Here is an 18,804-nt window from a genome sequence, read left to right on the forward strand (position 1 = left end):
GCACGATACCTGCCATGACGACCGAAAGTGACCGGAACAGCGCCACCGCCCAGTTCCTCGCGGCGCGGGACTTCCTGCTGGAGCGACGCGGTGACTACGAAACCGCCCACACCGGATTCACCTGGCCCCGCCCCCACCGCTTCAACTGGGCCCTCGACTGGTTCGACCACATCGCCGCCGGCAACGACGCCGACGCCCTGCGCATCGTCGAGGAGGACGGCACCAGCGAGGCCCTCTCCTTCGCGCAGCTCGCCGTACGGTCCGACGCGACCGCCAACTGGCTGCGCGCCCGGGGCGTCGCTCCGGGCGACCGGATCCTCGTCATGCTCGGCAACCAGCGCGAACTGTGGGAGGTGATGCTCGGCGCGATGAAGCTGCGCGCCGTCGTCATCCCCGCCGCGCCCCTGCTTGGCCCGGCCGACCTGCGCGACCGGGTCGAGCGCGGCCACGTCCGCCACGTCGTCGCGCGCGCCGAGGACACGGCCAAGTTCGACGAGGTGCCCGGCGGCTACACCCGGATCGCAGCCGGGGAGCGTGAGCAGGTCCCCGCGGGCTGGCTCCCGCTCGCCGACGCCGCCGCCACCCCGGACGCCGAGGGCGGCTTCACCCCCGACGGGGAGACCCTCGCCACCGACCCCCTGATGCTCTACTTCACCTCCGGCACCACCGACCGCCCCAAGCTCGTCGAGCACACCCACGCCTCGTACCCCATCGGCCACCTCTCCACCATGTACTGGCTGGGCCTGCGCCCCGGCGACGTGCACCTCAACATCGCCTCGCCCGGCTGGGCCAAGCACGCCTGGTCCAACCTCTTCGCCCCCTGGAACGCCGGGGCGACCGTCTTCGTCCACAACTACGCCCGCTTCGACGCCGAACGGCTGATGGGCGAGATGGACCGGCACGGGGTGACCACCTTCTGCGCCCCGCCCACCGTGTGGCGGATGCTGATCCAGTCCGACCTCACCCGGCTCGCCAGGCCGCCGCGCGAGGCCGTGGCCGCCGGTGAGCCGCTCAACCCGGAGGTGATCGAGAAGGTCCGCGAGGCCTGGGGGATCACGATCCGCGACGGGTTCGGCCAGACCGAGACCACCCTCCAGGTCGGCAACTTCCCCGGCGTCCCCGTCAAGCCCGGCTCGATGGGCCGTCCGGCGCCCGGCTACGAGATCGTCCTGCTGGACCCGGTCACCGGCAAGGAGTCCCCCGACGAGGGCGAGCTGTGCGTGGACCTGCGCGTACGGCCTGCCGGGGTGATGACCGGCTACCGCGACGACCCGGGGCGCACCGCCGAGGCCATGGCGGACGGGCTCTACCGGACCGGCGACATCGCCGCGCGCGACGCCGACGGGTACCTCACCTACGTCGGGCGCTCCGACGACGTCTTCAAGGCCTCCGACTACAAGATCAGCCCGTTCGAGCTGGAGAGCGCCCTGCTGGAGCACGAGGCGGTCGCCGAGGCCGCCGTCGTCCCGTCCCCGGACGAGCTGCGGCTGGCGGTCCCGAAGGCGTACGTCACCCTCGCGGGCGGGTGGGAGCCCGGGCCGGAGACCGCCCGCGTGCTGTTCGAGCACTCCCGCGCCGTGCTGTCGCCGTACAAGAGGATCCGGTGCATCGAGTTCGGTGAGCTCCCGAAGACCGTGTCGGGCAAGATCCGGCGGGTGGAGCTGCGGGAGCTCACGGCGGCCGGTTCGGCGGCGGAGTACCACGAGGCCGACCTGCGCTGAGCCGGCGCCGAGGGGCCGGCGGGGCGGTGCGGCGCCCACCCGGCCCCCTCGTGTCCGCTCACGTCCGGTCACGTCCGCTCACGTCCGCTCACGCACGAGCGCCCGTCCCGCCTGTCCTGTCCGCCTGTCCGTCCGTGTCGTCTGCCCTGTCCCCGCGCGAGCGCCGTACGCGGTTCCTCGCGTGTGCCCCTACGCGGGCAGGTGCGCCTCGATCGCGGCGACGACCTCGGGGGCCTCCGGCTCGGTACGCGGACGGAAACGCGCCACGACCTCACCGGCGGGGGAGATCAGGAACTTCTCGAAGTTCCACTGGATGTCCCCGGCCTCGCCGTCCGCGTCGGGGGTCTTCACCAGCTCCTGGTAGAGGGGGTGTCGGTTCTCGCCGTTGACCTCGGACTTCTCCAGCATCGGGAAGGTGACGCCGAAGCCGGCCGCGCAGAAGGTCTGGATGTCCTCGGCGTTGCCGGGCTCCTGCCCGCCGAACTGGTTGCAGGGCACGCCGATGACGGTGAAGCCCTTCGCCTCGTACGCGAACTGCAGCCGGGCCAGCCCCGAGTACTGCGGGGTGAGCCCGCACTGCGAGGCGGTGTTCACCAGGAGGATCGCCTTGCCCTTGTGCGCCGCCAGGCTGGTGGGCTCGTCGGACAGGGTGGTCAGCGGGATGTCGTACAGGCTCACGGGACTCTCCTCGACAGGCAGCGGATAACGCCACGAGCCTACGGGGTCTGCGGCCAGGCACCCGATCCGACCAGTGCGTCCGCAGGGTCGTTGACCGGCTGGGGCATGCCGGTGAGATCCATGACGAACAGCGGTATGCCGAGCGCGTCCGCCCGGCTGCGGGCGTCCTCCGTGTAACCGGCGAGCGAGAAGTAGACGCTGGTCGCCGAGGCCGTGAGCCCGTTCAGCCAGACGCACTCCACCGCCCGCAGCCCGGCCGGCGCCGTGGTCGGGTCCACCTGGGCCACCAGCCCCGGGGCCCGCAGGTCCACCGCCGCCGAGGGGACCGGCCGCCCGTCGGGCTGCCGTACGTCCTGGAAGCCGAGCCAGCGCAGGTACAGCGCGGCGGTCGCCACCGCGTCCCGTGCCGTACGGATGGTCACCGGCCGGAACGCCGGGCGCGGCACGGCGGAAGGCGGCGCGGTCGGGTGCGACGGGTGCGACGGGTCCGCGTCGGGCCCCGCCGCCGTTCCGTCCCCGCGCAGGTCCGCGGTTCCGCCCCCGCCGAGGTCCGCCGGCCCCGTCCGCCCGCCCCGGCTCTCGCGGTCCGTAGAGGCCGTAGGCCCCGTAGAGCCCGTGGAGCCCGTAGGCCCCGTAGGCCCCGTGGAGCCCGTAGAGCCGGTGGAGCCGGTGGAGCCCGCAGAGCCCGCCGGGTCGGCCGGGCGTGCCGGGCCCGTCGCGGCTGCCGGTCCCGTACCCCGCCCCGTACCGTCCTCCGGCCGCTCCGGCGGGTGTACCGGAAGGCGCACCACCGTGCCGCACGACCCGCACCCCAGCTCCGGGTGTGGCCACTCGCTCTCCCGCCCGCAGGCCGTGCACCGTACCGCCACCCAGCTGTCCGACCAGGTGCGGTGGGTCATCAGCACCGGGGGCGCCGACAGGTCCAGCGGGGGATGGACCGGGGTTCCGCAGGCGCAGGGGAAGACCGGCGCGGTGTAGCCGTTCTCGCGCAGGCACGCCGGGCAGCGCACCGGTACCGCTTCCGCCATGACCTCTGACCCCCTCCGTCGCCGTGCGTGGGTCCATGCTCCACCACCGGCTATCGCCGGGGGGAGCGAGCGCGCCATTTCGGTCCCGTTCCCGCCGGTCGATCGGTGATTTGTACAAGTCGTCGAGCGAGATGCGGCATTTGGTGGGTTCCGGGGTCTCGTAGCGCCTTGACGTCGGAGAAGTCGCCGCTTAGCTTGTTCCGTATAGCAGAACAAAACTTCCGTATGACGGAAAGTGCCTGACCGCCAGACCCGCAGGAGAACCTGATGCCTCGTATGACAGCCGCCGCTGCTGCAGTTGAGATCCTCAAGCTCGAGGGTGTCGAACAAGCGTTCGGTGTTCCCGGTGCTGCGATCAACCCCTTCTACCGCGAGCTCAAGAACGTGGGCGGCATCAACCACACGCTCGCCCGCCACGTCGAGGGCGCCTCGCACATGGCGGAGGGGTACACCCGTGCCAAGGCGGGCAACATCGGCGTCTGCATCGGTACTTCGGGCCCGGCCGGCACCGACATGATCACCGGCCTGTACTCCGCCATCGCGGACTCCATCCCGATCCTGTGCATCACCGGTCAGGCTCCGGTCTCCAAGCTCCACAAGGAGGACTTCCAGGCCGTCGACATCGCCGCGATCGCCAAGCCGGTCACCAAGGCGGCCACGACGGTCTTGGAGGCCGCGCAGGTCCCCGGCGTCTTCCAGCAGGCCTTCCACCTCATGCGCTCCGGCCGTCCCGGCCCGGTCCTCATCGACCTGCCCATCGACGTCCAGCTGACCGAGATCGAGTTCGACCCGGCCACCTACCAGCCGCTGCCGGTCTACAAGCCGCAGGCCAACCGCGCCCAGGCCGAGAAGGCCCTGAGCTTCCTGCTGGAGTCCGAGCGGCCGCTGATCGTCGCCGGTGGCGGCATCATCAACGCCGACGCCTGCGACCTGCTGGTCGAGTTCGCCGAGCTGACCAACATCCCGGTCATCTCCACCCTCATGGGCTGGGGCGTCATCCCGGACGACCACGAGCTGGCGGCCGGCATGGTCGGCGTCCAGACCTCGCACCGCTACGGCAACGCGACCTTCCTGGAGTCCGACGTCGTCCTCGGCATCGGCAACCGCTGGGCCAACCGTCACACCGGTTACAACCTGGACGCGTACCTGGGCGACCGCAAGTTCGTCCACGTCGACATCGAGCCCACGCAGATCGGCAAGATCTTCGCCCCGGACTTCGGCATCGCCTCCGACGCCAAGGCCGCGCTGGAGCTCTTCATCGAGGTCGCCAAGGAACTCAAGGCCGAGGGCAAGCTGCCGGACTTCTCCGCCTGGGCCGCCTCCGCCCAGGAGCGCAAGGCCACCCTGCAGCGCCGCACGCACTTCGACAACATCCCGATGAAGCCGCAGCGCGTCTACGAGGAGATGAACAAGGCGTTCGGTCCCGAGACCCGCTACGTCACCACCATCGGCCTCTCCCAGATCGCCGGCGCGCAGATGCTGCACGTCTACAAGCCGCGCCACTGGATCAACTGCGGCCAGGCCGGCCCGCTCGGCTGGACCATCCCGGCCGCCATCGGTGCCGCCACCGCCGACCCGGAGACCCCGATCGTCGCGCTCTCGGGCGACTACGACTTCCAGTTCATGATCGAGGAGCTGGCGGTCGCCGCCCAGCACAAGGTCCCCTACGTCCACGTCCTCGTGAACAACGCCTACCTCGGCCTGATCCGTCAGGCGCAGGGCGGTCTCGGCATCAACTTCGAGGTCAACCTGGAATTCGAGAACATCAACACCCCGGAGATCGGCGCCTACGGCGTCGACCACGTCAAGGTCGCCGAGGGCCTGGGCGTCAAGGCGATCCGCGTCACCGACCCGAACGAGCTGGGTGCCGCCTTCGAGGAGGCCAAGAAGCTGGCTCAGGAGTTCCAGGTCCCGGTCGTCGTCGAGGCCATCCTGGAGCGCGTCACCAACATCTCGATGAGCAAGACCGTCGACATGAGCGACGTCACCGAGTTCGAGGAGCTCGCGACCGAGCCCGCTCACGCCCCGACCGCCATCAAGGCCCTGCAGGTCTGACCCTGCCCCGCGGCAGTACCCGGCGGCCCCCGTTCCTCCTTGGAGGGCGGGGGCCGCGCCGCGTTCGAGTGCGGCCCCGGGTACGGCCGCGACGAACTCAGGACACACAGACCTGTGCGCTGCAGTTCAGCGCTGGACCGTGAGGAGGTGGCGTCCGTCATGGCTCCGTACGTGGGGGCTGTTGCCGTCGAGTGCGTCCAGGAGTCGGATGGCGTAGACCTCGGACATGCGCTCGGCCACCTCGTCCGCTGTCAGCCACTGGACCGCGGTGGTTTCGCCCGAGACGCGTTCGAAGCCACCCGAGGGCTTGCAGCGGAAGACCAGGGCCACCACTCCGGCCCTGATGTTCTTGTACACGCCGGTAAGTCGGTCCACCTCGACATGGATACCGGTCTCCTCCAGCACCTCCCGCCGTACCCCGCCTTCCGGGGTTTCCGCCAGCTCCAGCACCCCGCCCGGCAGCTCCCACGTCCCGTTGTCGGCCCTGCGGATGGCCAGCAGTCGGCCGTCATCGCGCACCACCGCCCCGGCAACCGACACGGAATGAAGTGGCGTTGACGTGTCCGAAGGGACGCTGTTACTCATGTACATGAGCATAGGAGGAAGCGAAGGACCATGGGAGCAGCTGTAGGAGGAGGCAACGCCGTGCCCCGGTATGTGCAGATCGCCGAGGACATCGTCCAGCAGGTTCGCGCCGGCGTCTTGAAGCCGGGAGACCAGGTGCCCAGCGAGACCGAAATGGTCGAGCGCTATGGAGTCTCGGGCGGGACCGTGCGCAAGGCGATGCTGGAGATCCGCGCCAGCGGTCTCGTGGAAACCCGGCACGGGAAGGGCTCCTATGTGAAGGACCGGCCACCGGTACGCCACCGGTCGTCGAATCGCTTCCGTCGCTCCCTGCGGCAGGGCGGCAAAGCCGCTTACCTCGCCGAGTCGGAGCAGTCCGGCGCCACTGCCAAGGTGAGCGTCGTCTACATCGGCCCTGTCGAGGTCCCGGAGGCCATCGCTCAGCGGCTCGGAGTGGATGCCGGGGCACAAGTGCTTGCGCGTCGCCGCTTGTACTTCCGCAACGGCACTCCCGTGGAAACCGCGACGTCCTACCTGCCGTGGGACGTGGTGCGCGACATCCCGGAACTCTTCGCGGAGAACACCGGAGGTGGCGGCATCTACGCCCGCCTCGAAGAGCATGGGTACACCTTCGCCGAGTTCGTCGAGACCCTGCAGGCGCGACCCGCCTCGAAGGCGGAGGCGTCCGAGCTGGCACTGAGTCCTGGAGCGACGGTGGTGCACCTGCTCCGGAACGCGGTCACGGAGGCAGGCCGGGTCGTTGAGGTCTGCGACACCCTCATGGCAGCCGACCAGTTCGTCTTCGAGTTTCGAGTCCCGGCGACCGACTGACGGCCCATCCCTCCGACCCCAACCCACTGTGATTTCACCTTCACAGTGGGTTGACTCATGTACAGGAGTCGCGGCACTCTTCTCTGCATCACTCATGTACATGAGTGAAGGAGTTTGGCTTGTCTGAAGGAGTTATGGCCATGTGTCAGGTTCCCGCTCGTCTGGCGGCAACGCTCTGTTCCGCCCGTATCGACGACACCTCCTCATCGACGGCTGTGGCTGCGATTGAGCCGAGCTCGGAACTACTCACCCGGGCGCAGGCCGGCTGGGAGCGTTTCCTCGCCACCTTCCAAGGAACGTCCGATGAGTGAGAGCTACGAATACGTCCCCCACCGCCTCCTCCACCAACGTGTCCGCGACATCGCTTCGGGTACCGAAGGCGTGCTGATGGCCGTGATCAACGAGAACGTCTCCGACGCCGCCATCGAACGCTGGATGGAGCTGGCCTACATCCGAGGTGCCTCCGGCCGCGAATTCACCACTGCCGTGACCAACGTCGAGCCCGCCCCGGACCAGCTGCGGATCGTCGGACGCCGAGACCGGAGAAGCGCGTAGTGATCCGACGTGCCCGCCGCTGCTGCATGGGCCCGTTCGACCCCTGGTGCAGGCAGCCGGGTCCTGGGGTCATCCGACGGCAAAGCGCCGAGTCACGGGACCGTCCGTGACTCGGCGCTCTGGTTGTTACCGCCCGACGGTGCGAGGCTGGCGCGACAGGACGTTCGCACCGCCGGGCGGAGTGTGTTGGGGAGGAGATCTCCCCTCCTCGCAGGGGGCTCTGTGCGTAGCCCCTGTAAGAAGAGGAGTGGCTGGGACCGTGGCGGGCGGGCGACGAGAACTCCGGCGTCGTCTCCCTCAGGTCAAGAGACGGGCCTCGGAACCCATTACCACCGCACTGGCTCGCACGCCCGCCACGGTCCTCACGCGGCGCCAGCCGCATCGCTGGCGCAGTCTGCCCTCACCGCGTACCACCCCTCATCCGGGTCCACGGGTCGGGCTCAGCACCCGGGGCCTGACCTCCCGTCAGGCCCCCGGTACATCTGTGCGGCTCAGGCGTCGCGCAGGGCGCGCACGGCCTCCTCGACGCGACGGCCGTAGTCGGCGTCCGCGGCGTGGAAGTGAGCCAGGTTCTTCTCGATGACGTCCTCAAGGGTGACCTGGGAGAGGCCGCCGGCGATGTTCGCCACCAGACGCTCCTTCTCGGCCTCCGACATCAGGCGGTAGAGCTCACCGGCCTGGAAGAAGTCGTCGTCCTTGGTGTGGGCCGGGGCCTCGTGGGTGCCCGTGTAGCCGGAGACGGCCTTCGGGGCGCCCAGCGCCAGACCGGTCTCGGCCGGACCCTGGTACGAGTTGGGCTCGTAGTTCTTGTCGTGGCGCGAGCCGTTGCGCAGCGCCATGACGCCGTCGCGGCCGTAGTTGTCGGCCTTCGTCGCCTTGGGCGCGTTGACCGGCAGCTGGGTGTGGTTCACACCGAGGCGGTAGCGCTGGGCGTCCGCGTAGGCGAAGAGGCGGCCCTGGAGCATCTTGTCCGGCGAGGCGGTGATGCCCGGGACGAAGTTGTTCGGGGAGAAGGCGGACTGCTCGACCTCGGCGAAGACGTTGTCCGGGTTGCGGTCGAGGACCAGGCGGCCCACGCGCTGCAGCGGGTAGTCGGCGTGCGGCCACACCTTGGTGAGGTCGAACGGGTTGAAGCGGTAGTCCGCGGCCTCGGCGGCGGGCATGATCTGGACGTGGAGGGTCCAGCTCGGGTTCACCCCGCGCTCGATCGCCTGGAGCAGGTCGGTCTGGTGCGAGTTCGCGTCCTTGCCGACGAGTTCGGCGGCCTGCTCGCCCGAGAGGCAGCGGATGCCCTGGTTCGTCTTGAAGTGGTACTTGACGAAGAAGGCCTCGCCCTTCTCGTTCGTCCACTGGTACGTGTGGGAGCCGTAGCCGTTCATGTGGCGGTACGACGCCGGGATGCCGCGGTCGCCCATCAGCCAGGTGATCTGGTGCGTGGCCTCGGGGGCGTGCGCCCAGAAGTCCCAGACGTTGTCCGGCTCCTGCTTGCCCGTGAACGGGTCGCGCTTCTGGGAGTGGATGAAGTCGGGGAACTTGATCGGGTCCTTGATGAAGAACACCGGGGTGTTGTTGCCGACGAGGTCGTAGTTGCCCTCTTCGGTGTAGAACTTCAGGGCGAAGCCGCGGGGGTCGCGCACCGCGTCCGCACCGCCGAGGGAGTCGGCGACGGTGGAGAACCGCAGGAAGGTCTCGGTCTTCTTGCCGACCGTGTTCAGGAAGGCGGCGCTGGTGTACGCGGTGACGTCGTCGGTCACCTCGAAGTACCCGTACGCGGCCGACCCGCGGGCGTGCACCACGCGCTCCGGGATGCGCTCACGGTTGAAGCGGGCGAGCTTCTCCAGGAGCTGCTGGTCCTGGATCAGGAGCGGGCCACCGACGCCGGCGGTGGCGGAGTTCTGGTTGTCGGCGACCGGGGCGCCGGACTCGGTCGTCAGCGTGCGCTTCGACATGGTGACCTTCCGTACGGGTAACTGCTGACGGAAAGCGTCTTCCGTCATGCGGAACAGCCTAAATTCGGCGAGAACTAAACGTCAACAGTTTGTTGAACGAAGTTGTGGGGTGAGGTGACCCGGACGGTGCCGGCGCTTGGGCGCGACAGGACAGGTGTCAGCACCGGCACCGTCCGGAGACTCGGTGCCCCCTGCACGAGGGGGCGGTCCGGGCCCTGGGCGGGCCCGGCGGGGGGCCTCAGACCTGGGCGCCGGAGAGGCGCTCGACGGCGCGCAGCAGGGCCGAGTGGTCGAGGCCGCCGTCACCCTGGGCGCGCAGCGAGGCGACCAGCTGGGCGACGACCGCGCCGACCGGGAGGGCCGCACCGACATTGCGGGCGGCGTCGGTGACGATGCCCATGTCCTTGTGGTGCAGGTCGATCCGGAAGCCGGGCTTGAAGTCGCGGTTCAGGAAGTTGTCCTTCTTGCGGGTCAGGACCGTGGAGCCGGCCAGACCGCCGTTGAGCACGTCCAGGGCGGCCTGGAGGTTCACGCCGGACTTCTCCAGGAAGACGACGGCCTCGGCGCACGCCTGGATGTTCACCGCGACGATGAGCTGGTTGGCGGCCTTCACCGTCTGGCCGGAGCCGTGCGGGCCGCACAGCACGATGACCTTGCCGAGGGCTTCGAGGATCGGCAGGGCCGCGTCGAAGTCGGCCTGCTCGCCACCCACCATGATCGACAGCACGGCCTCGATGGCGCCGGCCTCGCCGCCGGACACCGGGGCGTCGATGACGCGGATGCCCTTCTCGGCGGCGTTCTTCGCCAGGTCGATCGAGGTCTGCGGGGTGATCGACGACATGTCGATGATCAGCGCGCCGGACCTGGCGTTCTCGAGGATGCCCTCGGGGCCGTAGTTGATGGCCTCGACCTGCGGGGAGGCCGGCACCATCGTGATGACGACGTCGGCGTCCTTGACGGCCTCGGCGATCGAGCCGGCCGCGATGCCGCCGGCGGCGGCGAGGCGGTCCAGCTTGTCCTGCTCCAGGGTGAAGCCGGTGACCGAGTAGCCGGCCTTCAGCAGGTTCTCGGCCATGGGGGAGCCCATGATTCCGAGGCCGATCCAGGCAATCTTGGGGAGGTTGCTCATGATGAGGGTCCTTCTCTTAATGCTTCGTACGAAAAGTGCGTGAGGTGCCTGGCGGATCGCCCGGACTTCCTCCTCCTACTTGGCGGCGCGGGCCTCGGCCGGCAGCCACGCGAAGGAGGCGGCAGCGTCGGCGGCCTTGTACTCAAGGCCTACGTAGCCCTCGTATCCGGCCTTCTTCAGCTGGTCGAGCAGCTCCTCCAGGGGCAGCTCGCCGGTGCCCGGAGCACCTCGCCCCGGCTTGTCCGCGATCTGGACGTGTCCGGTCTTGGCGGCGTACTTTTCGATGACCTCGGAGAGGTCCTCATCGTTCATCGCCAGGTGGTACAGGTCGAGCAGGAACTTGGCGTTGCCGAGGCCGGTGGCCTCGTTCACCTTGTCCACCACCTCGATGCCGGCCGGGGCGCTCACCAGCGGGTAGAGCGGCGACTCGGGCTTGTTGAGGGTCTCGATCAGGAGGATCGCGCCCACGCGGTCCGCGGCCCGCGCCGCGACGACCAGGTTCTTCAGGGCCAGCTCGTCCTGGACGGCCGGGTCCACGCCTTCGACGCGGTTGCCGTACAGGGCGTTGAGCGCCTTGCAGCCGACCGAGGCGGCGAAGTCCGCGGCCACGTTGATGTTGGCGTTGAAGCGGTCCGACTCCTCACCGGGTACCGAGACCGCACCGCGGTCCGGGCCCGGCAGTCGGCCGGCGTAGAAGTTCAGGCCCACCAGCTGGGTGCCCGCGTCCTCAAGAGCCTTCCTGAGTGCGTCGAGCTCCTCCTGAGCGGGGGTGGGGGTCTCGATCCAGGGCCACCACAGCTCGACCGCCGTGAAGCCCGCCGCGGCGGCGGCCGCGGGGCGCTCCAGGAGCGGGAGTTCCGTGAAGAGGATCGACAGGTTCACATCGAAGCGCTGGTCCGTGTATCCCATGAGGGGTGTGCGCTCCTTCCGTATTGCGGAAGTTGTTTTCTGCTTGATGGAAGACTGCATGGGGTTCCGTGCGGATGTCAAGTGCGGACTGCCGAAAAATCGAGACGTCGCGGTAGCTTGACGGCGTGCGATTGAGAGTGGAGTTCACGACCGAGCCCTTCGACCTCGAAGAGGCCCCCGACCATGCCGTGGCGGCCCGCGAGGTCATCCAGAAGGCCCAGCTGGAGGCGGTGGACGTCGGCCCGTTCGGCAACACCGCCGAGGGCGAGGCCGACCGGGTGCTCGCCGCCGTGGGTGCCCTGCTGCGCGACTCCCTTCAGGCCGGGGCCACGCGCGTCACCCTCCAGGTCAACGTGATCGGCGAGGAGACGTCATGACCGAGCCCCGCGACCACCCGTTCGTCACGGCGGTCAAGCCGCTCGTGGACGCCATGGGCGGCGAGCTGATGGACCCGGCCCAGGCCACGCCCGACGACGTCGTGCTCACCTGGGAGGGCCAGGACCTGCTGGCGGTGCGCCTGCCCCAGCTCTCGGACTCGCTGGACCACATCCTGGCCGCGCTGGAGCGCCGGCACGGCGTACCGCTGGCCCAGCTCGACCGGAAGTCCAAGCAGGACGTGGTGCGGATACTGGAGGCGCGGGGCGCCTTTTCCGTACGGCACGGGGTGGAGACGGTCGCGGGCGCGCTGGGCGTGAGCCGCTTCACGGTCTACAACTACTTGAACAGGGAAAACCCCGGTAAGAGCAGCCAAGCGTGAGCGGATTCTGACGCGAAGTGACGAGCCGCCGCCCGATTCACCCGGGCGGCGGCTTTTGCGTACGGGAAGTTTCAACAAAGTGTTGACGCCGTGTTGTGGAGAGCGTTAGCTATGCGCAGCCCGTCTAAGCAACAACAGGCCACGGAGGCCTACCGTGACTTCGAGTCCGACCCCGGGTCTCACCCGGATCAACACCTTGGACGACAGCGCGGCCGCGGCCGAGCTGCACGAGGTGTGCGCCAGCTCGGCATGGGGGAGCAAGATGCTCGCCCAGCGCCCCTTCACCACCGCCGACTCCCTGTTCGCCGCCAACGAGGCCGCCATGGCGGAGCTCACCGCGGAGGACCTGGCCGAGGCGATGGGAGGCCACGCGCCGATCGGCCGGCCGAAGCCGGGAGACCCGACCTCCGCCCGCGAGCAGCGCGGTATGGCCGGTGCCTCCGAGGAGCTCAGGAACGAACTCCTCGAACTGAACCTGGCCTACCAGGAGAAGTTCGGCCACGTCTTCCTCATCTGCGCCACCGGTGCGACCGGTGAGTTCATGCGGGACGCGGTCAAGGTCCGGATCGACAACTCGCCGGAGCAGGAGCGGGAGATCGCCCGCGGCGAGCTCGTCAAGATCAACCGGATCCGCCTGACCCGCCTCGTAGAAGGAGAGTGAGACCCGCCATGAGCACCGAGACCACCGCGTCGGTGTCCACGCACATCCTGGACACCAGCATCGGCAGGCCCGCCGAGGGCGTCGCCATCGCGCTGTCGGCCCGTACGGGACCGAGCGGCGAGTGGGCGGCCCTGGGCGGATCCGCCACCGATGCCGACGGGCGCTGCAAGGACCTGCCGGCGCTGCCGGAGGGCACCACCCACGTACGTCTCGACTTCGAGACCGAGACGTACTTTTCGAAGAAGCAAGCCGAGGCGCAGCAGGACGCCCCCCGCGTAAGGGACAGCGGTGCGTTCTTCCCCGAGGTCACCATCACCTTCGCGGTGAACCCGGGCGAGCACTACCACGTACCGCTGCTGCTCAACCCGTTCGGCTACTCCGTTTACCGAGGGAGCTAGCATGGCCACGATTCTGGGCCAGAACCAGTACGGCAAGGCAGAGAACCGCGTCGTCAAGATCACGCGGGACGGCGACACCCACCACATCAAGGACCTGAACGTCTCGGTCGCCCTCTCCGGCGACATGGACGACGTCCACTACTCCGGCTCGAACGCCAACGTCCTGCCGACGGACACCACCAAGAACACGGTGTACGCGTTCGCCAAGGAGTACGGCATCGAGTCCGCCGAGCAGTTCGGCATCCACCTGGCCCGCTGGTTCGTGAACAGCCAGGAGCCGATCCAGCGCGCGCGCATCCGGATCGAGGAGTACGCCTGGGACCGGATCGCCACGTCCGACGCGAACTCCAGGTTCATCGGCGCCGACGAGGTGAAGCACTCCTTCGTCCGCCAGGGCCAGGAGACCCGCGTCACCCAGATCACCTACGACGGCCAGAACTGGGAGGTCATCTCCGGCCTCAAGGACCTGGTCGTCATGAACTCCACGAACTCCGAGTTCTGGGGTTACGTGAAGGACAAGTACACGACCCTCCAGGAGGCGTACGACCGCATCCTGGCCACCCAGGTGTCGAGCCGCTGGCGCTTCAACTGGTCCGACGACGAGCAGCGGATGCCCAACTGGGAGAAGTCCTACGCCGAGACCCGCAAGCACATGCTGCAGGCCTTCGCGGAGACCTACTCCCTCTCGCTGCAGCAGACCCTGTACCAGATGGGTTCGCGCATCATCAACCACCGTTCGGAGATCGACGAGGTCCGCTTCTCGCTCCCGAACAAGCACCACTTCCTCGTGGACCTTGAGCCCTTCGGCCTCAAGAACGACAACGAGGTGTACTTCGCCGCGGACCGTCCGTACGGTCTGATCGAGGCCACGATCCTGCGGGACGGCGCCGACGCGCGCATCCCGGTGGACATGACCAACCTCTAGAGCGCGGCACGCGCGGCCCGGGGCACCGCAGTGGCCCCGGGACCGCGCGACACGGCCCCACTTCCTGAATCGGCACCCGGACGCACCCCATGGGGCGGCAGTACTGTCAGCTGCCAAGGCCCCGGCTCCGGCACTCAAATCCCCTGGGTATTGCCGTGCCCGCACCGCCACTGAAAGCACGAGGAAGTCCCATGGCAGCATCGGCAGCCCCTGACAGCGCCGCCCCGCGCATCGTCATCGAGAACTGTGCGATCGCGACCGTCGACGCCCATGACACCGAGTACGCCTCGGGTCACATCGTCATCGCGGGCAACAGGATCGAGTTCATCGGTGCGGGCAACGCCCCCGAGAACCTCGAGAACGTGGTCCGCCGGATCGACGGCACCGGACACCTCGTGACCCCCGGCCTGGTCAACACGCACCACCACTTCTACCAGTGGATCACGCGTGGTCTGGCCACCGACCACAACCTCTTCAACTGGCTCGTCGCGCTGTACCCGACGTGGGCGCGCATCGACGAGCAGATGACGTACACGGCCGCGCAGGGCTCCCTCGCCGCGATGGCCAAGGGTGGTGTGACCACCGCGATGGACCACCACTACGTCTTCCCCAAGGGCTCCGGCGACCTCTCCGGCTCCATCATCCGCGCCGCGTCCGAGATGGGCGTCCGCTTCACCCTCGCCCGCGGCTCCATGGACCGCAGCGAGAAGGACGGCGGCCTGCCCCCGGACCACGCCGTCGAGACCCTCGAAGGCGCCCTGGCCGACACCGAGGCGACCGTCAAGAAGTTCCACGACGCCTCCTTCGACTCGATGACCCAGGTCGCCGTCGCCCCCTGCTCCCCCTTCTCGGTCTCCACCGAGCTGCTCAAGCAGGGCGCCGAGCTCGCCCGCCGCCTCGGCGTGCGCATGCACACCCACGGCAGCGAGACCGTCGAGGAGGAGAAGTTCTGCCACGAGCTCTTCGGCATGGGCCCGACCGACTACTTCGAGTCGACCGGCTGGCTGGGTGAGGACGTGTGGATGGCGCACAGCGTCCACATGAACGACTCCGACATCGCCGCGTTCGCCCGTACCAGGACCGGCGTCGCGCACTGCCCGTCCTCCAACGCCCGTCTGGCCGCCGGCATCGCCCGCGTCCCGGACATGCTCGCCGCCGGCGTACCGGTCGGCCTCGGCGTGGACGGCACCGCCTCCAACGAGTCCGGTGAGCTGCACACCGAGCTGCGCAACGCGCTGCTGATCAACCGCCTGAACCCGGTCCACCGCGAGCGCGCCCTGAACGCGCGCCAGGCCCTGCGCCTGGGCACCCACGGCGGCGCCCAGGTCCTCGGCCGTGCCGACAACATCGGCTCGCTGGAGGTCGGCAAGTGCGCCGACCTGGTGCTGTGGAACCTCAGCACCTTCCTGCACTCCTCGATCGCCGACCCGGTGACCGCCCTGGTCTTCGGTGCGGCCGCCCCGGTGACGGCCTCGTTCGTCAACGGCAAGCAGATCGTCGAGAACAACCGGCTGCTCTTCGCCGACGAGGACGCCATCGCGGTGTCCACGCGGGAAGAGGCCCAGCGCCTCGCGCGGATCGCGCAGGCCTGATCCCCCGGAGTCCGGCCGGGGGGGACGGCCCCCGGCCGGCGGCCGCGGACCCGAGCGGGGTCCGTGGGCAGCCGTTCCCGGGTGGCGCCCGAGGAGATCCGAAGGCGTCCCCGGGAGCGGTGACTCGTGCCGGCAGTGCCATGGCGCAGCGCGGAAGCGGCGATTGGGCGAATCGTTTCTGCACCCCTTGGGACCAGTAGTCGCTCCACCCACAACTGCATACAGTGCTCGACTCGCACCGCTTTCGCACCACCTCCATGACACCCACGTCCCTGCCGACGTGTTACCCGACCGGAGGAAGCCGTGGCCAAAGCGCCCAGGTTTCGCAAAGACGCAGTCGCAGTCCCGGAGGAGAAGCACCCGGTCGACGAGACCCTGCCTCCTTTGAAGATGTTCACCAGCGGTCTCCAGCACGTGGCCGCCATGTACGCGGGTGTCGTGGCCCCGCCCATGATCGTCGGCCCGGCGGTCGGCCTCTCCGCCACCGAGACCGCCTTCCTGATGGGAGCCTCGCTCTTCACCGCGGGCCTCGCCACCCTCCTGCAGACCCTCGGTTTCTGGAAGGTCGGCGCCAAACTCCCCTTCGTCAACGGCGTCTCCTTCGCCGGAGTGACCCCGATGATCGCCATAGGGAAGGGGGAGGGCGCCGACGCCCTCCCCGTCATCTTCGGCGCGATCATCGTCGCCGGGGCCATCGGCTTCGCCGCCGCCCCCTACTTCGGCAAACTCGTCCGCTTCTTCCCGCCCGTCGTCACGGGCACGGTCATCACCCTGATCGGCGTCTCGCTGCTGCCCGTCGCCTTCAACTGGTCGCAGGGCGGCAACCGCACCGCCACCGACTACGGTTCGATGCGGAACATCGGCATGGCCGCCGTCACCCTGGTGATCGTCCTGCTCCTGCGCAGGTTCCTGCGCGGCTTCCTCCAGCAGATCTCCATCCTGCTCGGCCTGGTCGCGGGCACCCTGATCGCCCTCCCGCTGGGGATGACCAGCTTCGACGCCGTCAGGAACGCCTCGGTGATCGGCTTCCCCACCCCCTTCCACTTCGGCGCCCCGCAGTTCCAGGTCGCCGCGATCGTCTCGATGTGCATCGTGATGCTCGTCTGCATGACCGAGTCCACCGCCGACATCCTGGCGCTGGGCAAGATCGTCGGACGGCCGGCGGACGAGAGGGCCATCGCGGGAGGCCTGCGCGCCGACACCCTCGGCAGCGCGATCAGCCCGCTCTTCAACGGGTTCATGTGCAGCGCCTTCGCCCAGAACATCGGTCTGGTCGCCATGACCAAGGTGCGCAGCCGCTTCGTCGTCGCCGCGGGCGGCGGCATCCTGATCCTGCTGGGCCTCTGCCCGATGGCGGCCTCCGTCATCGGAGTGGTTCCGCTGCCGGTGCTCGGCGGCGCCGGCGTCGTCCTGTTCGGCTCGGTGGCCGCCAGCGGCATCCAGACCCTGGCCGGCGCGGCCATGGAGAAGGGCGAGAACGCCCTGATCGTCGCCGCCTCGGTGGGCATCGGCCTGATCCCGATCGCGGCACCGGACTTCTACCACGCCTTCCCGAAGGACCTGCTGGTCGTCCTGGACTCCGGCATCAGCACCGGCTGCGTGGTGGCCATCGTGCTGAACCTGGCCTTCAACCACCTCGGCGCCAGGAAGCGCGCGGCCTCGGGGGCCGCACCCGAACCGGTGCCGGTCCACTGACCGGTCGCAGGAAGCACGGCGGTGCGCTCGCCACCCACTGCGGGTGTGGCGAGCGCACCGCCGCGTCCGGTACGGGCGAACCGCCGTGCGCCCGTACGAACGGTGACGGCGCGCCTGCTAGGGCGCCGAGGTCAGGAACATTCCGGTGTGGTCACTCCCCGCGGTGTTCTTGCAACTGGAGGCGGAGGAGGCGGGCTGCGCCACCGCCAGGGCCAGGCAGCGGCCGGCGGCCAGCTGGCCGTAGTGGTTGGGGTGCATGGACTCCTGGATCAGGCCCTGGGACTCGTTGTTGTCGATCCAGCGCGCCCACTCGCTCGTCCTCGCCGAGGCCGGGACGGTGGAGCTCACCAGCTTGCTCGCCTTCGCGCACACCTCGCGGCCCTGGAGCATGTCCCGCAGGTCCAGGAACTGCACGCCCTTGGCCGCGGCCACGCCCTTGATGCGGTTCGCGATCTGCGGCACGAGCGAGTCGCGCGCCCAGTCGGAGTCCCGGTTCCAGAACGGGCAGCCGCCGGTGTTGAACCGGCTCCAGTCGCTCTGGGGGTACCGGTTCTCCGCGCCGCGCGGGATCGGCGACGGGTAGGACTGCAGCACGATCCGGTAGGAGGAGTCGGCGTACCCGGTCGTGCGCATGACGGCCCGGATCTCGTCGACCGACTTGCCGACGTCGGCCATGACGGCGTCGATCTTCCGGTCGACGCCGTACTGCTGGTCGTCGTAGCAGTACGAGTTCCAGATGACGAAGTCGAGGGCACAGTCCTTGATGATGTCCGCGAAGCCCAGGTCGTTGCCGCCGATGGACAGCGCGATGACCTTGACGTCGTTCCTCGCGGCCACCGCGGCCAGCTGATCGGCCTGCGGCGCCTCGCCCTTGTAGGAGACCCCGCCGTGGGAGGCACGGAAGACGTTCCGCGAGACGGCCCCGGAACAGGCGAGGTTCACGGCGACGTCGGCGATCGCCCCGGCACTGTGCACCTCGGCCGAGTCGGAGCGGTGGCAGCCGCCGGCCGTGGCCCCGTACACCTTGGCCGGGTCGTAGGTGCTGCCGCCGACCCAGCCCCGGTCGGTGCCGTTGCGGCTGCCGGTGTTGGTCAGGCTGTTGCCCTTCCAGCGTCCCGCCTCGCCGGATATGTAACTGTCGCCCATGGACACCACGGCCGTGGGCCCGTTCCCGGGGGCGGCCCCGGCGGTCCCGGCGCCGCCGGCCAGCAGCGTGCCGGTGGCGAGCGACACGGTCACGGCGGCACAGGCCAGTCGTCGCACCCGACTGGGCTCCCGGTCCTTGCTGACGTTGCGGAATCCGATCACTGCGGAACTCCTGCGTTCGGCCACGCCGAAGCGGGGCAACGAACGCGTT

19 protein-coding genes are annotated in these 18,804 nt (G+C 69.2%); 12 read left to right on the forward strand and 7 right to left on the reverse strand.

The features are described 5' to 3' along the window. Positions 1-14: 14 nt before the first annotated feature. Positions 15-1,721: an AMP-binding protein gene (locus ACIPXC_RS18560; RefSeq protein WP_401619012.1), complete on the forward strand. Its 1,707-nt coding sequence runs from the start codon at positions 15-17 to the stop codon at positions 1,719-1,721. Positions 1,722-1,910: 189 nt separating this feature from the next. On the opposite strand, the gene ACIPXC_RS18565 is transcribed toward ACIPXC_RS18560, so the two are convergent. After that, entirely contained in the window at positions 1,911-2,399 is a 489-nt protein-coding gene (locus tag ACIPXC_RS18565; protein ID WP_401619015.1) for a glutathione peroxidase, read from the reverse strand. 38 nt (positions 2,400-2,437) lie between these two features. Continuing rightward, on the reverse strand, positions 2,438-2,821 hold the full coding sequence (locus tag ACIPXC_RS18570; protein WP_401619018.1) for a hypothetical protein: 384 nt from the start codon (positions 2,819-2,821) through the stop codon (positions 2,438-2,440). 370 nt (positions 2,822-3,191) lie between these two features. Here ACIPXC_RS18570 and ACIPXC_RS18575 point away from each other — a divergent pair, with 370 nt between their 5' ends. Both ACIPXC_RS18575 and gcl read left to right on the forward strand, forming a co-directional pair. Further along, positions 3,192-3,377, forward strand: coding sequence for a hypothetical protein (locus tag ACIPXC_RS18575; RefSeq protein WP_401619021.1), 186 nt, complete (start codon positions 3,192-3,194; stop codon positions 3,375-3,377). A gap of 317 nt (positions 3,378-3,694) precedes the next feature. Next, positions 3,695-5,482, forward strand: a complete 1,788-nt coding sequence (gene gcl / locus ACIPXC_RS18580) for a glyoxylate carboligase (protein ID WP_401619023.1) — start codon at positions 3,695-3,697, stop codon at positions 5,480-5,482. Positions 5,483-5,608: 126 nt separating this feature from the next. Here the strand turns inward: gcl and ACIPXC_RS18585 are convergent, their stop codons facing one another. After that, positions 5,609-6,079: an NUDIX hydrolase gene (locus ACIPXC_RS18585; protein ID WP_401619026.1), complete on the reverse strand. Its 471-nt coding sequence runs from the start codon at positions 6,077-6,079 to the stop codon at positions 5,609-5,611. A gap of 18 nt (positions 6,080-6,097) precedes the next feature. Between ACIPXC_RS18585 and ACIPXC_RS18590 the strand changes: the two genes are divergently transcribed. Both ACIPXC_RS18590 and ACIPXC_RS18595 read left to right on the forward strand, forming a co-directional pair. Continuing rightward, on the forward strand, positions 6,098-6,877 hold the full coding sequence (locus tag ACIPXC_RS18590; RefSeq protein WP_401619029.1) for a GntR family transcriptional regulator: 780 nt from the start codon (positions 6,098-6,100) through the stop codon (positions 6,875-6,877). A gap of 303 nt (positions 6,878-7,180) precedes the next feature. Beyond that, on the forward strand, positions 7,181-7,432 hold the full coding sequence (locus ACIPXC_RS18595; protein WP_401619032.1) for a hypothetical protein: 252 nt from the start codon (positions 7,181-7,183) through the stop codon (positions 7,430-7,432). 491 nt (positions 7,433-7,923) lie between these two features. Here ACIPXC_RS18595 and ACIPXC_RS18600 read toward each other — a convergent pair whose 3' ends face one another. From ACIPXC_RS18600 to ACIPXC_RS18610, 3 genes are all read right to left on the reverse strand, one after another. Then, a complete protein-coding gene (locus ACIPXC_RS18600; protein WP_401619208.1) occupies positions 7,924-9,381 on the reverse strand; it encodes a catalase in 1,458 nt (485 codons plus the stop codon). Positions 9,382-9,619: 238 nt separating this feature from the next. Continuing rightward, positions 9,620-10,510, reverse strand: a complete 891-nt coding sequence (locus ACIPXC_RS18605; protein WP_401619035.1) for a 2-hydroxy-3-oxopropionate reductase — start codon at positions 10,508-10,510, stop codon at positions 9,620-9,622. Positions 10,511-10,585: 75 nt separating this feature from the next. Continuing rightward, on the reverse strand, positions 10,586-11,419 hold the full coding sequence (locus ACIPXC_RS18610; protein WP_401619038.1) for a TIM barrel protein: 834 nt from the start codon (positions 11,417-11,419) through the stop codon (positions 10,586-10,588). Between the two features lie 125 nt (positions 11,420-11,544). Between ACIPXC_RS18610 and ACIPXC_RS18615 the strand changes: the two genes are divergently transcribed. The 7 genes from ACIPXC_RS18615 to ACIPXC_RS18645 all read left to right on the forward strand — a co-directional run bounded on the left by ACIPXC_RS18615 (position 11,545) and on the right by ACIPXC_RS18645 (position 17,447). After that, positions 11,545-11,796 carry a thiamine-binding protein gene (locus tag ACIPXC_RS18615; RefSeq protein ID WP_401619040.1) on the forward strand — a complete coding sequence of 84 codons (252 nt, stop codon included), beginning with the start codon at positions 11,545-11,547 and terminating at the stop codon, positions 11,794-11,796. Continuing rightward, positions 11,793-12,176 carry a helix-turn-helix domain-containing protein gene (locus tag ACIPXC_RS18620; RefSeq protein ID WP_030961155.1) on the forward strand — a complete coding sequence of 128 codons (384 nt, stop codon included), beginning with the start codon at positions 11,793-11,795 and terminating at the stop codon, positions 12,174-12,176. The genes ACIPXC_RS18615 and ACIPXC_RS18620 overlap by 4 nt, the downstream gene beginning before the upstream one ends. Positions 12,177-12,330: 154 nt before the next feature. Further along, positions 12,331-12,837, forward strand: a complete 507-nt coding sequence (uraD, locus tag ACIPXC_RS18625; RefSeq protein WP_401619044.1) for a 2-oxo-4-hydroxy-4-carboxy-5-ureidoimidazoline decarboxylase — start codon at positions 12,331-12,333, stop codon at positions 12,835-12,837. Between the two features lie 8 nt (positions 12,838-12,845). After that, complete coding sequence (gene uraH, locus ACIPXC_RS18630) at positions 12,846-13,235, forward strand: hydroxyisourate hydrolase (protein WP_401619046.1); 390 nt, start codon at positions 12,846-12,848, stop codon at positions 13,233-13,235. Between the two features lies 1 nt (position 13,236). Continuing rightward, positions 13,237-14,160 (forward strand): factor-independent urate hydroxylase, encoded by a 924-nt coding sequence (gene pucL, locus ACIPXC_RS18635; protein ID WP_046779820.1) that lies wholly within the window; start codon positions 13,237-13,239, stop codon positions 14,158-14,160. Positions 14,161-14,351: 191 nt separating this feature from the next. Beyond that, positions 14,352-15,752, forward strand: coding sequence for an 8-oxoguanine deaminase (locus tag ACIPXC_RS18640; protein ID WP_401619049.1), 1,401 nt, complete (start codon positions 14,352-14,354; stop codon positions 15,750-15,752). Between the two features lie 303 nt (positions 15,753-16,055). Then, a complete protein-coding gene (locus tag ACIPXC_RS18645) occupies positions 16,056-17,447 on the forward strand; it encodes a nucleobase:cation symporter-2 family protein (protein WP_401619052.1) in 1,392 nt (463 codons plus the stop codon). 117 nt (positions 17,448-17,564) lie between these two features. On the opposite strand, the gene ACIPXC_RS18650 is transcribed toward ACIPXC_RS18645, so the two are convergent. Beyond that, the gene (locus ACIPXC_RS18650; RefSeq protein WP_401619054.1) at positions 17,565-18,755 is read right to left on the reverse strand and encodes a GDSL-type esterase/lipase family protein; all 1,191 of its coding nucleotides are present in this window, start codon (positions 18,753-18,755) and stop codon (positions 17,565-17,567) included. Positions 18,756-18,804 lie beyond the last annotated feature (49 nt).

This window comes from Streptomyces sp. NPDC090021, assembly GCF_044748225.1.
Taxonomy (GTDB): Bacteria; Actinomycetota; Actinomycetes; order Streptomycetales; family Streptomycetaceae; genus Streptomyces.

Bases quoted from the DNA above. Each gene is read 5' to 3' on its own strand.
- ACIPXC_RS18595 (WP_401619032.1), top strand. From the start codon at position 7,181: ATGAGTGAGAGCTACGAATACGTCCCCCACCGCCTCCTCCACCAACGT.
- ACIPXC_RS18610 (WP_401619038.1), bottom strand. From the start codon at position 11,419: ATGGGATACACGGACCAGCGCTTCGATGTGAACCTGTCGATCCTCTTC.
- pucL (WP_046779820.1), top strand. From the start codon at position 13,237: ATGGCCACGATTCTGGGCCAGAACCAGTACGGCAAGGCAGAGAACCGC.
- ACIPXC_RS18605 (WP_401619035.1), bottom strand. From the start codon at position 10,510: ATGAGCAACCTCCCCAAGATTGCCTGGATCGGCCTCGGAATCATGGGC.
- ACIPXC_RS18585 (WP_401619026.1), bottom strand. From the start codon at position 6,079: ATGCTCATGTACATGAGTAACAGCGTCCCTTCGGACACGTCAACGCCA.
- ACIPXC_RS18560 (WP_401619012.1), top strand. From the start codon at position 15: ATGACGACCGAAAGTGACCGGAACAGCGCCACCGCCCAGTTCCTCGCG.
- gcl (WP_401619023.1), top strand. From the start codon at position 3,695: ATGCCTCGTATGACAGCCGCCGCTGCTGCAGTTGAGATCCTCAAGCTC.
- ACIPXC_RS18600 (WP_401619208.1), bottom strand. From the start codon at position 9,381: ATGTCGAAGCGCACGCTGACGACCGAGTCCGGCGCCCCGGTCGCCGAC.
- ACIPXC_RS18620 (WP_030961155.1), top strand. From the start codon at position 11,793: ATGACCGAGCCCCGCGACCACCCGTTCGTCACGGCGGTCAAGCCGCTC.
- ACIPXC_RS18590 (WP_401619029.1), top strand. From the start codon at position 6,098: ATGGGAGCAGCTGTAGGAGGAGGCAACGCCGTGCCCCGGTATGTGCAG.
- uraH (WP_401619046.1), top strand. From the start codon at position 12,846: ATGAGCACCGAGACCACCGCGTCGGTGTCCACGCACATCCTGGACACC.
- ACIPXC_RS18640 (WP_401619049.1), top strand. From the start codon at position 14,352: ATGGCAGCATCGGCAGCCCCTGACAGCGCCGCCCCGCGCATCGTCATC.